Source organism: Pseudidiomarina taiwanensis (assembly GCF_003987435.1).
Classification (GTDB): Bacteria; Pseudomonadota; Gammaproteobacteria; order Enterobacterales; family Alteromonadaceae; genus Pseudidiomarina; species Pseudidiomarina taiwanensis.
The window spans coordinates 647,680-661,344 of record NZ_PIQG01000001.1; the positions used below are offsets into that span (position 1 = coordinate 647,680).

Annotated in this window: 14 protein-coding genes; 5 read left to right on the forward strand and 9 right to left on the reverse strand. The window is 49.9% G+C overall.

Features of this window, described 5'->3' with window-relative positions; translation table 11 throughout:
- The first annotated feature begins 12 nt into the window (after positions 1 to 12).
- Both CWI83_RS03080 and CWI83_RS03085 read left to right on the forward strand, forming a co-directional pair.
- On the forward strand, positions 13 to 378 hold the full coding sequence (locus tag CWI83_RS03080) for a DUF3192 domain-containing protein (protein WP_126826058.1): 366 nt from the start codon (positions 13 to 15) through the stop codon (positions 376 to 378).
- Between the two features lie 99 nt (positions 379 to 477).
- On the forward strand, positions 478 to 1,482 hold the full coding sequence (locus CWI83_RS03085) for an isocitrate dehydrogenase (protein WP_126825553.1): 1,005 nt from the start codon (positions 478 to 480) through the stop codon (positions 1,480 to 1,482).
- A gap of 11 nt (positions 1,483 to 1,493) precedes the next feature.
- On the opposite strand, the gene rlmM is transcribed toward CWI83_RS03085, so the two are convergent.
- From rlmM to CWI83_RS03125, 8 genes are read right to left on the reverse strand one after another with little or no spacing between them, the layout of a single operon-like run.
- Positions 1,494 to 2,591 (reverse strand): 23S rRNA (cytidine(2498)-2'-O)-methyltransferase RlmM, encoded by a 1,098-nt coding sequence (gene rlmM, locus CWI83_RS03090; protein WP_126825555.1) that lies wholly within the window; start codon positions 2,589 to 2,591, stop codon positions 1,494 to 1,496.
- A 27-nt stretch (positions 2,592 to 2,618) separates the two neighbouring features.
- Complete coding sequence (locus CWI83_RS03095) at positions 2,619 to 3,275, reverse strand: alpha/beta family hydrolase (protein ID WP_126825558.1); 657 nt, start codon at positions 3,273 to 3,275, stop codon at positions 2,619 to 2,621.
- Positions 3,268 to 4,167, reverse strand: coding sequence for a transcriptional regulator GcvA (locus CWI83_RS03100; RefSeq protein WP_126825561.1), 900 nt, complete (start codon positions 4,165 to 4,167; stop codon positions 3,268 to 3,270). Before CWI83_RS03100 ends, CWI83_RS03095 begins: the two co-directional genes overlap by 8 nt.
- A 9-nt stretch (positions 4,168 to 4,176) precedes the next feature.
- Complete coding sequence (locus CWI83_RS03105; protein ID WP_126825563.1) at positions 4,177 to 4,941, reverse strand: SDR family oxidoreductase; 765 nt, start codon at positions 4,939 to 4,941, stop codon at positions 4,177 to 4,179.
- 15 nt (positions 4,942 to 4,956) lie between these two features.
- Entirely contained in the window at positions 4,957 to 5,853 is an 897-nt protein-coding gene (gene mmsB, locus CWI83_RS03110; RefSeq protein WP_126825566.1) for a 3-hydroxyisobutyrate dehydrogenase, read from the reverse strand.
- Positions 5,854 to 5,867: 14 nt separating this feature from the next.
- Positions 5,868 to 6,989 carry an enoyl-CoA hydratase/isomerase family protein gene (locus CWI83_RS03115; RefSeq protein WP_126825569.1) on the reverse strand — a complete coding sequence of 374 codons (1,122 nt, stop codon included), beginning with the start codon at positions 6,987 to 6,989 and terminating at the stop codon, positions 5,868 to 5,870.
- A gap of 11 nt (positions 6,990 to 7,000) precedes the next feature.
- On the reverse strand, positions 7,001 to 8,158 hold the full coding sequence (locus CWI83_RS03120) for an acyl-CoA dehydrogenase family protein (RefSeq protein ID WP_126825572.1): 1,158 nt from the start codon (positions 8,156 to 8,158) through the stop codon (positions 7,001 to 7,003).
- Between the two features lie 24 nt (positions 8,159 to 8,182).
- Positions 8,183 to 9,682, reverse strand: coding sequence for a CoA-acylating methylmalonate-semialdehyde dehydrogenase (locus CWI83_RS03125; protein WP_126825574.1), 1,500 nt, complete (start codon positions 9,680 to 9,682; stop codon positions 8,183 to 8,185).
- A 243-nt stretch (positions 9,683 to 9,925) separates the two neighbouring features.
- Between CWI83_RS03125 and CWI83_RS03130 the strand changes: the two genes are divergently transcribed.
- Positions 9,926 to 10,774 (forward strand): EamA family transporter, encoded by an 849-nt coding sequence (locus CWI83_RS03130; RefSeq protein WP_126825577.1) that lies wholly within the window; start codon positions 9,926 to 9,928, stop codon positions 10,772 to 10,774.
- Here CWI83_RS03130 and CWI83_RS03135 read toward each other — a convergent pair.
- A complete protein-coding gene (locus CWI83_RS03135; RefSeq protein WP_126825580.1) occupies positions 10,771 to 11,949 on the reverse strand; it encodes an acetyl-CoA C-acyltransferase in 1,179 nt (392 codons plus the stop codon). The genes CWI83_RS03130 and CWI83_RS03135 overlap by 4 nt on opposite strands.
- 112 nt (positions 11,950 to 12,061) lie before the next feature.
- Here CWI83_RS03135 and CWI83_RS03140 point away from each other — a divergent pair, with 112 nt between their 5' ends.
- Both CWI83_RS03140 and CWI83_RS03145 read left to right on the forward strand, forming a co-directional pair.
- Positions 12,062 to 12,475 carry a MerR family transcriptional regulator gene (locus CWI83_RS03140; RefSeq protein ID WP_126825582.1) on the forward strand — a complete coding sequence of 138 codons (414 nt, stop codon included), beginning with the start codon at positions 12,062 to 12,064 and terminating at the stop codon, positions 12,473 to 12,475.
- A 9-nt stretch (positions 12,476 to 12,484) separates the two neighbouring features.
- Complete coding sequence (locus CWI83_RS03145) at positions 12,485 to 13,654, forward strand: isovaleryl-CoA dehydrogenase (protein WP_126825584.1); 1,170 nt, start codon at positions 12,485 to 12,487, stop codon at positions 13,652 to 13,654.
- Positions 13,655 to 13,665 lie beyond the last annotated feature (11 nt).

Here is a 13,665-nt window from a genome sequence, read left to right on the forward strand (position 1 = left end):
CCAGTGTCAAAAATGTTGAAAATCGTTCTTATTGGCTTTGGTCTCTACTATGCTGCGGTCGCTATTGCGATGTATTACTTTGAAGCAGACCCTGAGAGTTTAAGCTGGCAAGAGCGAGAAACCTTCAACCTAAAACAAATCGGTCGGTTTGATCTCGGCACCAGCAAAAGCGAGGTGATCCAATTGCTTGGTTCACCCGACTTTAGTGAAGCTAAATCAACCGCCGATGGCGACAATGTATTGGTGTTATTTTACCGCACACACCATGTCAAATCGGATGGGATTACCACTCGTGATGAATGCACCCCACTGCTGTTTCAAAACGATCGTCTGATCGCATGGGGTGCGGACGCTTATAGCGAATATCAATCGTTTTAATATCAGCGCCAAGCTTCTCTTTGCTATACTCCGCGCACTTTTGGTTTAGTGCGTGGGGGCTTGTCGTCTTCGCTCCCACTTTGTAAATAGGACGTCCCCATGACTACAACAATCACCGTCATTCCCGGCGATGGTATTGGCCCTGACATTATCGCTGCAACCGTCGACATTCTGAACGCGGCAGGCTGTGACTTTGCCTATGAGTATGCCGATGCAGGTCTCACTGCGTTAGAGAAAACTGGCGAGCTCTTGCCCCAATCAACTCTCGATGCCATTGCCCGCAACCGAGCCACGCTAAAAGGACCTCTCACCACTCCAGTTGGTGAGGGCTTTACCTCGATTAATGTGAGCCTGCGCAAACAATTCGAGCTATATGCCAATGTTCGTCCAGTGAAATCATTCAAAGGCACCCAAGCGCGTTACGAAAATATCGATATTATTACCGTGCGAGAGAATACCGAAGGCATGTATTCAGGGCTTGGCCAAGTCGTCAGTGATGATGGCAGCGAGGCGCAAGCCTTAAGTAAAATCACTCGTACCGGTGCTGAGCGGATCGTGCGCTTTGCCTACGAACTCGCACGTCGAGAAGGTCGTCAAAAAGTAACCACAGTGCACAAAGCCAATATTCTCAAATCAACTTCGGGCTTATTCCTCAAAGTCGCACGTGAAGTGGCTGCGGAATACCCAGACATTCAGTCTGACGAGATGATTGTCGACGCGGTCTGTATGAAACTCGTGATGAATCCTGAGCAGTTCGATGTGATCGTTACCACCAACTTGTTTGGGGATATTCTTTCCGATCTCTGCGCCGGCTTAGTCGGTGGCCTAGGAATGGCTCCTGGCGCTAATATTGGAGAAAACTCGGCCATTTTTGAGGCGGTGCACGGCTCTGCTCCTGATATCGCAGGGCAAAATATTGCCAACCCTACTTCGGTCATTTTAGCGGCGATTCAAATGCTTGAGTATCTAGAGATGCCAGAGCCCGCAGCACGAATTCTGGCGGCATTGACGGATGTTATCGCAAGCGGCGATCGGACCACCCGCGATTTGGGCGGCAATGGCTCAACCACCGACTTTACGGCTGCAGTGATTGAGCGTCTTTGATAATTTGCTTGTCAGGACGGTTCACGGTAAATGTGAACCGTCACCTCTTCGCGATCGTGATAGAGCTGTTTAGCGCTCACTCGGTAACGTCCATGACCATACTCAGCCAATGTCTCCTTAATCAGCGCTAAACTTTCAGAGACTGTTTGGTAACGTTTCTTCATTGGCAACTTCAAGTTGAAAATTGCTTCCTTACAATACTCTTCAACTAGCCATTCACACATCAGCATTGCCACACGGTCCGGCTTTTCCACCATATCGCATACAAGCCAAGTAATATTCCGTTTTTTGGGTTTGAATTTGAAACCGTCTTCGCGGAAATGACGAACCTGCCCTGATTCCATCAGTGCTTCGTCCATTGGGCCATTGTCAACAGCTTGCACCATCATCCCACGGCGCACGAGTTGATAGGTCCAGCCGCCCGGTGAGGCACCGAGGTCAACTGCATTCATCCCAGATGTCACCCGCTGCTCGCGTTCACCAGCAGGGATAAACACTTGAAACGCTTCGTCTAACTTGAGAGTTGAGCGGCTTGGTGCATCGTTTGGCATCCGCAACCGTAAAATTCCCATCGGCCATGGCGATTGATTAAAGCTGTAGGAATAGCCAAGAACCAAGTGATCAGTACCTAGAATAAATACATGTAAACTGGGGCGACGGCTTGATTCACGCTCAGTCAGCCACTCGATTTGGCGCAAGCCACGGCGGAGTGGAACCGTGAATTTTTTCGCAAATTTTGAGAGTTCTTTGCCACTGTTGGTATCGGCGACTTCGACGCGTAATTCACCTGCTGGCTTAACCGTATCAAAAGCAGCAAGTAAATCTTCATCAAGCAAAGCAACCTGCACTTGACTCACCCGATCAGCAACTGGCAGTTGATCAAGTTCAGCTAAGATCACGATAAACTGGCGTGTGAAAACCAAATCAGTAAGGGCTAGCTTTTTGGCAAGATGGTCGGCCTCTTCCACTTGGCAGCGAAATACGACGTAGCCTTGTTGAGCAGTCGCCTGACAGTACCCATATACCCCAAGCGCAGCACTTTTTTCTTGCCATTCGGCGGCACAATCATTCTCAAATCCAGCCCGACAATAGGCAATTATTCCGCTCATGGCGCAGGTTCTCACTCAGACAATCAATCACAATGCGCTATTATGCACGAACTGAGCGACATGATCGATCGCAGCTTGCCACAATTGAGTTTTTTCGAAGCCACTGCGCTTTGTAGGAATCAAGCTGTGGTCACCCGTTTGTAACCACGCCAGTTTCACATTTTCGGGAAGTGCATAGCCACGCACTTCATGAGGTCGCCCAAAAGCATCACGATCGCCTTGGATGATCCAGTTTTGCGGGCATTGATTGTGTAAATCCGTAAGCCGAAGTTTGTCCGGCTTACCGATCGGGTGAAACGGAAAGCCAAGCGCAATTGCCCCGTGCGCGCCAACTTGGTCGGCGATCCGAAAGGCGACCCGCGCGCCGAGTGATTTACCCATCAAAAACAGTGGTTTGTCATCTTTAAAATGCTCAACCACACTGCTCATCGCATGTTCAAGCTGGGCCATTGGATTGGGCGGGCGGCGGCGTCCTGAATCCATGAATTGTTGCCAGTAAGGGAAGTTAAAACGCACCACTTCGATATCACGCATCGCCAAGCCGAGCGCAATATATTGCATAAAATCGCTCTGTAAGCCGGCCCCAGCCCCATGGGCAAACACGACACGGACCTTGCCTGCCTCATTATCTCGCTGGATCGCCACTCGATTGGCGCTTTCCTTGCGCGCTAGCGACTCACTCATAGGCGTCTTCTTCCTCTTCAACAACGTCGAGTAGCCAACGTCGGAAGGTCGCAATTTTACCAATGTCAGCTTGTGATTCACGACAGACAAGATAAAACGCTTTGGTCCGTGGGAGGACTTCAGGAAAGACTTGAATCAAATGACCCGCCTCAATTTCAGGCTTGACCAAAATATTGTTCGCAAGAGCAATCCCTTGTCCATGCACAGCTGCTTTTAAGGCAAGATTTGAATGACTAAAAATCGGCCCGTTATCACCTTTATCTTTATCGATACCAACTAAGCGAAACCAATCCTTCCAAGCGTTACGCGTCTCATCATGCAATAAGGTATGGTTCAATAAGTCAGCGGGCTCACGCAGTGGTTTGGTACCGTTTAATAACAGTGGCGAACAAACCGGAAGCAGATACTCTTTATGCAGCTTATAGGCACGCAAACCAGGCCATTTCCCTGCGCCGTAGTATATAGCGACATCGACATCATCCGTCAGCGAGCCATCCACCTCATCCACTGCACGGATCCGTACGTCGATATCTGGATAGGCTTCACGAAACCGACTCAAACGCGGTACAAACCAAAGGATAGCAAAGCTTGGCGGTAATGAAATGGTGAGATCACCCCGCTCGCTCGCATTTTTCAAGCGTTCGGTGGCTTGCCCAATATGGTCAAAAATTTCTTTTAATTCAAGGTAGTAACTCTGCCCTTCGGGAGTAAGAAGTAAGTTGCGGTTACGCCGCAAAAACAATTTCACTCCGAGGAATTCTTCCAGCCCTTTAACCTGATGGCTGACCGCTGCTTGGGTGACAAACAACTCATCCGCTGCTCGGGTAAAACTCAAATGCCGAGCAGCGGCTTCGAATGATTTCAATGCATTAAGCGGCGGCAGTTTGCGCATCAATGGATCTTATAACCGAACGCCGCCGTCGATTTCGACCACGCGCCCGCTAAAGAAGTCATTTTCAATGATATAGCGCGCACTGTGTGCGATCTCGTTCGGCTGACCCCAGCGCCGCAGCGGCACCATACTCAGTGCACGTTCGATGGCTTCTGGCTTCATCTGTGCGGTCATAGGCGTCTCGATGAATCCTGGAGCGATGGCCCCACAACGAATTCCATAGCGGCCCAATTCACGCGCCCAAGTCACTGTCATAGCAACCACACCCGCTTTGGTTGCGGCATAGTTTGTTTGGCCAATATTACCTGCTCGGGCAACACTTGAAATATTGATGATAACCCCACCGTTACCCGCTTTGGCCATGTGTGCAGCGGCTTCACGTCCACATAAAAAGCTTCCCGTTAGGTTCACATCAAGCACCGACTGAAATTGTTGCAGTGGCATTTTCTGAGTCAGCTCGCCATCTTTGAATTTAATCAACAAGCCATCGCGTAAAATACCGGCGTTGTTAATCAAGACATTAATCGCCCCAAAATCCGCCACGATTTGCTCGAAAGTTTGCTCCACAGCGCTTTCGTCGGTGACATTCGCCACATAGGTTTGCACCTGTGCCGCACCTAACTCGCGACAAGCATTGCCTGCCTCAGTAAGGCTCTCAGCATTCATATCAATGAGTGCTAAGCGCGCATTTGAGCGAGCAAAGTCTTCCGCCATCGAACGACCGAGCCCCTGCCCGCCACCAGTAATCACTATCGTGCTATTGTTAATTTCCATAATTGACTACTTACCTTATGCTTTGGTTTTTGGCGTAACGTAGTTAAAGATACTCGAAAAATCTTCCTGGCCGTGACCTAATTGCGACCAACTACGATAAAGGTTCAAAGTGAGTGAACCCATCGGCGTCATCGCACCACTTGCCAAGGCGGCTTGTTGCGCAAGACCTAAGTCTTTTGCCATCAGGTCAACGAGGAAGCCCCCCTGATAGCCTTTACTTGCAGGTGCATTTTCCATCACCCCAGGACACGGATTGTAAACTTCTAAGGTCCAGTTGCGACCAGAACTTTGCAACATAATTTCGCTTAATACCCGCTCATCTAAGCCATGTGCACGGCCAAGCTGCAATGCTTCCGAGGTACCCACCATTAATACCGACAACAGCATATTGTTGCATATTTTCGCAACTTGTCCGGCTCCAGTATCACCCGCATGGAAGATATTTTTACCCATGGCTTCAAGCACAACTTTGGCTTCTTCGACAGCGTCTGCTGCCCCACCGCAAATAAAGGTCAGTGTGCCCGCTTGCGCTCCGGCTACGCCACCTGATACCGGTGCATCGATAAAACGCAAGCCATGTTGTTGCAACTGTGCACCGAGATTGCGTGCTGTTTCCGCACTGATCGTACTACAATCGATCACTAAAGTACCCGCTTGCAGTTGCGCGGCAAGGCCCTGATCACCCAGATAAACCCCAAGTACATGATGATCTGCCGGCAACATACTGATGACATAATCAACATCTACCACGGTATCAGCTGCACTCGCACAGGCAATACAGCCCTGCGCTTCAGCTTGCGCTAAAGCGCTTTCACTCAAATCAAAAACGCGTACTTGGTGGCCCGCCTTAGCTAGGTTTGCGGCCATCGGCCCACCCATATTTCCAAGTCCAATAAATGCTACGTTCGCCATAGGTTTCTCGCTTGTTAGGCTAGGTCAGCAAGCGGATGTTCACTCGCCTGCCACGGGGAAGTAAAAAATGCGTCGACATCCGCTGCATCAACCTCAGCAATACTCGCATGTTGCCAGTTAGGATTTTTATCCTTATCAATCAGCAGCGCACGAATACCTTCAGCAAAGTCACCTCGCACACAACATTGCACGGATAAGGTGAGTTCCAAACGGAAACAATCCGCTAAACTTAAGTCTGCGCCGTGCGCCAGCTGATTCCAAACGATGTGAGCCGTCATTGGGCAGCCGGCTCGCAAGGTTGCTTGCGCGCGCTGTAACCATGGGTTATCCGTTTCATAGTGGATAATCTGTTCAACCGCATCCGTCACGTCTTCAGCTTGGGTTAACTGCGCTAAGGTTGGTTGTAAAGGCTCAATCTGCGGCGCGGGCTTCTGTGCGCTACAGGTCAACTCAAATTCAGCCATGACCGCAGTCACTAAGGCTCGATTCGCTTGTTCTTCAGCTTTCCAATCAGCAGTTGTGAGACGCTCTAGCAACGGCTGAAATTGATCCGCTGTAATAAAGTGATCGGCCAAATCCAGGTATAACGCATCCGTTGCATTAATATGTGCACCGGTCAGCCCTAAGAACAGCCCACAGCCTTGCGGCATTTTGTTTAAAAAGTGGGTTGCTCCGACATCCGGATAGAGACCAATCGAAATTTCGGGCATAGCTAACAATGAACGCTCAGTGACCACGCGGTGAGAAGCGCCATTCATCAGCCCCATGCCGCCGCCCATCACAATCCCATGCCCCCACAGGATAAACGGCTTCGGATAACGATGAATGGTGTAATCAAGGCGATATTCTTGGCCAAAAAAGTCCGCGACCTCATCGACCAAAATACCTGGCTTATCGACCATAGCATTGTACATGGCGACGATATCACCACCGGCACAGAACGCTTTTTCACCCGCGCCACGCAGCATGACTGCGACGATTTCTGCATCATCAGCCCATGCATCTAGTTGCGGTTGTAAACGCTGAATCATGGCTAAGCTTAAAGCGTTTAATGACTTCTCTGAGTTCAGCGTTGCCAGGCCAATTTTATGGCCCGATTGGGTCTTTATCTCTTCAAATAAAACAACTGCTTCCATGATGCTGCTCCTTAGAGGATGTCGCGATCGAGGTCCGCTAATAACCGCCGCCCGATAATCACTCGCATGATTTCGTTGGTCCCCTCTAAAATCTGGTGAACCCGAACGTCGCGAACATGGCGCTCTAATGGATACTCTTTGATATAGCCATAGCCACCATGAATTTGCAGTGCTTCGTTACAGACTTGAAAGCCCACATCTGTGGCAAAGCGTTTTGCCATAGCGCAATATGTGGTTTTATCCGCATCATTGCTATCCACTTTAAATGCAGCCAAGCGCACCATCTGGCGGGCGGCAACAAGTTCAGTGGCCATATCAGCCAATTTGAATTGAAGCGCTTGAAACGCTGCCAGTGGCTTACCAAATTGGGTCCGCTCTTGCATGTAAGCTTTGGCAGTATTGAGTGCAGCTTGCGCGGTTCCAACTGAGCACACCGCAATATTAATACGGCCGCCATCGAGCCCCATCATAGCGAATTTAAAGCCTTCGCCTTCTTGGCCAAGTAGATTTTTCGCTGGGATGCGCACATCCTCGAAGGTCACCAAACGAGTTGGTTGAGCATTCCAGCCCATTTTCTCTTCTTTTTTACCGTAATGAATACCCGCACTATCCGCTGGAACCACAAAGGCCGAAACACCCTTTGGCCCTGCTTCTCCAGTGCGCGCCATCACCACTAAGACATCAGTGCTACCGGCACCTGAAATGAACATTTTTGAGCCGTTGATGACGTACTCATCGCCCTCTTTGCGAGCGGTACTGCGCATACTTGCAGCATCAGAACCTGAGCCCGGCTCGGTTAAGCAATATGAGCCAAGTTTTTCACCGCTCACCAGCTCCGGAACCCACTCCTCGATCACTTCTGCTTGCGCAAAAGAACCGATCATCCAGGTGACCATGTTGTGAATGGTCATCATTGCGGTCGTCGCCGTACAGCCCATCGCAAGTTGCTCAAAAATCAAAGCTGAGTCGAGTCGACTCATCCCAAAGCCACCTGCCTCTTCTGGGGTATACATGCCCATAAAACCCATCTCACCGGCTTTACGGAACACCTCGATTGGGAAGTGTGACTCTTCATCCCACTTCGCGGCATAAGGTGCTAATTCGTTTTCCGCAAACGCCTTGGCCGTATCGACAAAGGCTTGTTGATCATCTGATAAATTGAAATCCATAGCGTTACCTTCGCTCCGTACAACTTATTTCAGGTGGATGGTCATGTTCGGACCATTTGCGTCGGCAATATCGCTCTCAAACCAACGCGCTGTGATGGTTTTAGTTTCTGAGTAGAACCGCACAGCTTGCTTACCGTAGGCATGCAAATCACCGAAGAATGAACCCTTCCAGCCAGTGAATGAGAAGAATGGCAGTGGTACCGGAATCGGGATATTGATTCCCACTTGACCCACTTCAATTTCGTGCTGATATTTACGCGCGGCAGCCCCGCTTGCGGTAAAGATTGAGGTCCCATTGCCGTATGGGTTGGCATTAACCAGCGCAATCGCTTGCTCGAGTGACTCAACTTCGGTAGTACAGAGCACTGGACCGAAAATCTCATTCTTATAGATTTCCATATCCGTGGTGACCTTGCCGAACATAGTTGGGCCAACCCAGTTACCATCAGGGTAACCTTCAACCTGGCAATTACGGCCATCGACCAACAGCTCAGCGCCCTCTTTCTCACCTTGAGTGATAAAGTTTTCAACTCGCTGCTTGGCTTGCGGGCTGATAAGTGGGCCGTAAGCGGCGTTGGCATCGTTCCAAGCGCCTGGCTTCACTTTGGCCAGCTCTGCAGCAACCTCAGGAATCCACTCTTTCGCACTGCCGACGAACACGGCTACTGAAATCGCCATACAACGCTGGCCTGCCGCACCTACTGAGGCGCCAACCAAGTTACTGATGACTTGGCTCTTATTCGCATCAGGCATGATGACACAATGGTTCTTCGCCCCAGCGAAGGCTTGCACGCGCTTCATGTTTTCAGTGCCGCGGCGGTAAATGTATTGACCAACCGGTACTGAACCGACAAACGAAATGGCCTTGATTGCTGGATCGTCAAGAATAAAATCGACTTGGTCTTTAGCGCCATGAATCACTTGCAAGACACCTTTTGGAGCGCCTGCTTGCTCGAACAGTTCAACTAACCGTGTCGGGGTCAGTGGATCTTGCTCTGAAGGCTTCAAAATAAAGGTGTTACCGCACGCAATTGCAAGAGGGAACATCCATAGTGGAATCATCGCTGGGAAGTTAAACGGGGTGATTCCTGCGCAAACGCCCAAAGGCTGGGTGTAGCTGTAACTGTCAATGCCGCGCGCGACATTCTCAACTGTCTCGCCCATCAGCAATGAAGGGATGTTGGCCGCATGCTCAACCACTTCAATCCCACGCCACACATCACCCTTGGCATCTTCAAACGTTTTACCGGTTTCACTGGCAAGGATTTCAGCGATCTCATCATGATGCTCTTTCAACAATGCCTGATAGCGCATCATTACCCGCGCCCGCTCAGAAACTGGAACTTCTTTCCACTTCAAAAAGGCGGCTTTCGCGCTCGCAACTGCAGCTTCCATTTCGGCTTGGGTTGCACATGGAGTGCGCGCAATCACTTCTTGCGTCGCTGGATTCGTCACATCAATCCATTGCGTTGCTTGTGATTGAACGAATTCACCATCAATAAAGAGTGGGACATTTTTACTCATGCTTACTTCCTCGTTTGCCAATTCCAGCGAATTGGTAAATGTTTAGTTTAGCGCGCGTGACGCCTAACAAATTAAGTGCGCACATTTAAGCAGATTTATGGCGCAGAATACATTAGACCAGCCGTATCAACGACAACACCGCTGTCACAATTGGTTCACAGCAGTATTTAGTCCTTTATTCAAGGTTAAAAACCGCTACACTAGCGCTTATTCATCAGCGCATTAAGATACAGGCAAAACCTTATGGCAACCTTATGGGCCGTCACTCTCTTATGGGCCTTTAGCTTCTCACTTATTGGCGAATTCTTGGCCGGCCAGGTTGATGGCTATTTTGCCGTTTTAACACGCATGCTACTGGCGCTATTACTGCTCTTACCTTTCTACCGACCCAACCGATTTCCAGCCCGAATTCAACTCAAGCTCGCCATTATTGGCGCGGTCCAAATCGGTTTTATGTATTTATTCTTTTATCACTCATTCTTGTACTTGAGTGTGCCAGAAGTTCTCCTCTTTACCGTCTTTACGCCGCTCTATATCACCCTATGTGAGCGCTTTATTTATCGCCGTTCCGGGTTACCGCCTGGCTGGTGGTGGGCGACCTTGTTAGCGGTCGTTGGCGCCTTGGTGATCCGCTATGACAATTTAAGTCAGGACTTCTGGCTTGGTTTTCTCTTAATCCAAGCCGCGAATATATGTTTTGCCCTTGGGCAAGTGGCCTACAAGCATCTTCCACTGGGCAGCCAACGTAATCAACTGCATGCTTTTGCGCTATTTTTTATTGGCGCCAGCATTGTCGCTGCCGCGGCATTTCTACTGTTCGGTAACCTCAGCAAGCTACCCCAAACGAACGGCCAATGGGCGGTGTTAGGCTGGCTTGGTCTGGTCGCTTCTGGGCTCGGCTATATCGCCTGGAACAGCGCCACCAAACGCGTCAATACAGCCCAACTCGCGACCATGAATAATATGCTGATTCCAGCCGGATTATTGGTCAACGTCTTGATTTGGCAACAAAGCACCGATTGGCTGCGCCTGATTATCGGTGCTTTGTTATTACTCGGCGCACTCCAACTTGCGCACCGAAGTCGCGCCTAAACCGTTTCGATTGCCAAAGCAACGGCTTCACCGCCACCGATACAAAGTGATGTTACACCGCGCTTTAAACCACGCTGTTTCAGTGCATGTACTAAGGTAACCAGCAAGCGCGCGCCACTTGCGCCAATTGGATGACCCAACGCACAAGCACCACCATTAACGTTGACCTTGGCGTGATCGATGTGCATTTCTTGCATCGCTAACATGGTCACCATCGCAAATGCCTCGTTGATTTCCCACAAATCAACGTCCGCGACCTGCCACTGGCATTTTTCTAACAGGCTTTGCATTGCACCAACTGGAGCAATGGTGAATTCTGCCGGTGCGCGTGAATGCGTCGCATGCCCAACAATACGCGCCAGAATCGTTGCGCCTTGCGCTTTAGCATCGCTCTCTCGCATCAACACAAGCGCTGCGGCTCCATCTGAAATCGAGCTCGAGTTCGCTGCAGTAATGGTACCGTCTTTCGCAAACGCGGGACGTAATGATGGAATCTTTTCTGGCATTGCCTTACCGGGTTGCTCATCCGTTGCGACCGTAACATCGCCCTTACGAGTGGCGATGGTTACGGGGCTGATTTCAGCACTAAAGGCACCGCTTGCAATCGCTTGATTCGCCCGTGACAAGCTTGCCAAGGCAAACTCATCCATCGCTTCTCGGCTTAACTTATACTGGTCGGCCGTCGCTTGTGCGTAAGTTCCCATGGCTTTACCTTCATAGGCATCTTCCAACCCATCCAGCATCATATGGTCGTAAACTTGGCCATGCCCCATGCGATGACCTGCACGCGCTTTATCCAGCAAATATGGAGCATTCGACATACTCTCCATACCACCGGCAACCACCACATCAGTTGAGCCGACTTTGAGCAAATCGTGCCCTAGCATGACCGCTTTTAAGCCAGAGCCACAGACTTTGTTAATCGTGGTTGCACCTGCGCTTAACGGCAGCCCTGCATGCAAAGTGGCTTGTCGAGCCGGGGCTTGACGGAGCCCTGCTGGAAGTACATTCCCCATAATCACTTCAGTCACTTGCTCGGCGGCTAGGCCACTCTCGGCCACCGCAGCCTTAATCGCTTCTGCGCCGAGTTCAGTTGCCGCAAGTGGGCTCAACGCGCCCTGAAATCCACCCATTGGGGTGCGCTTTGCGGCAACAATGACGATTGCTTCAGACATAAAAACTCCTCAATTTCAGGCAATGTTCGATAGCCAAATGAACTCTTACCTTTACGTTAACGTAAACTTGCATTAAGCTTACCGCTCAAAGCTACTGAGATGCAAGTAAAACATGACGCAAACAACCTTTAGTATCGGCGAACTCGCCCGTGAATTTGACATTACCACTCGCAGTATCCGCTTTTATGAGGATCAGGGTTTACTCGCACCTGCTAGACAGGGGCAGCATCGCTTGTACAGCAACAAAGATCGGGTTCGCTTGAAATTGATTTTGCGCGGCAAACGACTTGGCTTTTCACTCGCTGAAACCAAGCGTCTGTTTGATTTGTACGATATGGAAAACAGTAGCGTACGCCAATTACATACAGTCTTGGAGTTGATTGATGACAAACGTATGTCACTCAAACAACAACTCGAAGATATTAAAGTGTTATTAGTCGAACTCGGCAACTTGGAGGAGAGATGTCGTGCTGAATTGCGTGAGCTTAATCACCCAGACACGTCAGATCCCGCAGTGTCCAAATAGGAGTCTTTTATGATCAGTCAATACACCACGTTTAACTTTGGCCTTGGCGAAACTGCCGACATGATTCGGGAAACCGTCAACGCGTTTGCACGCGAAGAAATCGCTCCTCGTGCTGCCGAAATCGATGAAAAAAATGACTTTCCCGCCGATCTATGGCGCAAATTCGGTGACCTTGGTCTACTGGGTATTACCGTTGACGAAGAGTATGGCGGTTCTGGTTTGGGTTACCTCGAACACGTGGTGGCGATGGAAGAGATTAGCCGAGCCTCTGCATCAGTTGGTCTCAGTTACGGTGCACACTCAAACCTTTGCGTGAACCAAATCGCGCGTAACGGTAACCATGAACAAAAATCAAAGTATCTCCCGAAACTCTGCTCGGGTGAGCATGTTGGCGCACTTGCTATGAGTGAACCGAATGCTGGCTCCGATGTAGTGAGCATGAAGTTACGCGCAGAGCTACAAGGTGATCATTACGTTTTGAATGGCAATAAAATGTGGATCACCAATGGTCCAAATGCTGATGTGTTGGTGGTCTATGCGAAAACTTCACCAGAGAAAAATTCGCGCGGGATTACTGCATTTATTATCGAAAAAGATTTCCCTGGTTTTAGCACGGCTCAGAAACTCGACAAGCTCGGTATGCGTGGTTCAAATACCTGTGAGTTAGTGTTCCAAGATTGTAAGGTGCCTGTCGAAAATGTCTTAGGTAAAGTCGACCACGGCGTTGAAGTACTCATGAGCGGCTTAGATTACGAGCGCGCAGTATTAGCGGCAGGCCCAACCGGTATTATGCAGGCGTGCCTTGATGTGTGTGTTCCTTACGTCCACGAACGCCAGCAATTCGGTAAGGCCATCGGTGAATTCCAGTTAGTACAAGGCAAGATTGCCGATATGTATACCCGCACCAACGCTGCACGGGCTTACGTTTATGCGGTGGCACAAGCATGTGATCGCGGTGAAACAACCCGTAAAGACGCGGCCGGCGCAATTTTATATGCAGCAGAGCTGGCTACCCAGTTAGCCCTCGATGCGATTCAATTGCTCGGCGGTAACGGCTATATTAACGAATACCCAACCGGGCGCTTATTACGTGATGCGAAACTCTATGAGATTGGCGCGGGCACCTCAGAAATCCGCCGAATGCTTATCGGACGTGAACTTTTCACCGAATCAGCTTAACTGTAGGAGTA

What these genes read in the sequence shown, in the direction of transcription:
- mmsB (WP_126825566.1), bottom strand. Translation starts at nt 5,853, where the DNA reads ATGGCGAACGTAGCATTTATTGGACTTGGAAATATGGGTGGGCCGATG.
- CWI83_RS03095 (WP_126825558.1), bottom strand. Translation starts at nt 3,275, where the DNA reads ATGAGTGAGTCGCTAGCGCGCAAGGAAAGCGCCAATCGAGTGGCGATC.
- CWI83_RS03130 (WP_126825577.1), top strand. Translation starts at nt 9,926, where the DNA reads ATGGCAACCTTATGGGCCGTCACTCTCTTATGGGCCTTTAGCTTCTCA.
- CWI83_RS03140 (WP_126825582.1), top strand. Translation starts at nt 12,062, where the DNA reads ATGACGCAAACAACCTTTAGTATCGGCGAACTCGCCCGTGAATTTGAC.
- CWI83_RS03145 (WP_126825584.1), top strand. Translation starts at nt 12,485, where the DNA reads ATGATCAGTCAATACACCACGTTTAACTTTGGCCTTGGCGAAACTGCC.
- CWI83_RS03085 (WP_126825553.1), top strand. Translation starts at nt 478, where the DNA reads ATGACTACAACAATCACCGTCATTCCCGGCGATGGTATTGGCCCTGAC.
- CWI83_RS03080 (WP_126826058.1), top strand. Translation starts at nt 13, where the DNA reads ATGTTGAAAATCGTTCTTATTGGCTTTGGTCTCTACTATGCTGCGGTC.
- CWI83_RS03125 (WP_126825574.1), bottom strand. Translation starts at nt 9,682, where the DNA reads ATGAGTAAAAATGTCCCACTCTTTATTGATGGTGAATTCGTTCAATCA.
- CWI83_RS03120 (WP_126825572.1), bottom strand. Translation starts at nt 8,158, where the DNA reads ATGGATTTCAATTTATCAGATGATCAACAAGCCTTTGTCGATACGGCC.
- CWI83_RS03115 (WP_126825569.1), bottom strand. Translation starts at nt 6,989, where the DNA reads ATGGAAGCAGTTGTTTTATTTGAAGAGATAAAGACCCAATCGGGCCAT.
- CWI83_RS03100 (WP_126825561.1), bottom strand. Translation starts at nt 4,167, where the DNA reads ATGCGCAAACTGCCGCCGCTTAATGCATTGAAATCATTCGAAGCCGCT.
- rlmM (WP_126825555.1), bottom strand. Translation starts at nt 2,591, where the DNA reads ATGAGCGGAATAATTGCCTATTGTCGGGCTGGATTTGAGAATGATTGT.
- CWI83_RS03105 (WP_126825563.1), bottom strand. Translation starts at nt 4,941, where the DNA reads ATGGAAATTAACAATAGCACGATAGTGATTACTGGTGGCGGGCAGGGG.
- CWI83_RS03135 (WP_126825580.1), bottom strand. Translation starts at nt 11,949, where the DNA reads ATGTCTGAAGCAATCGTCATTGTTGCCGCAAAGCGCACCCCAATGGGT.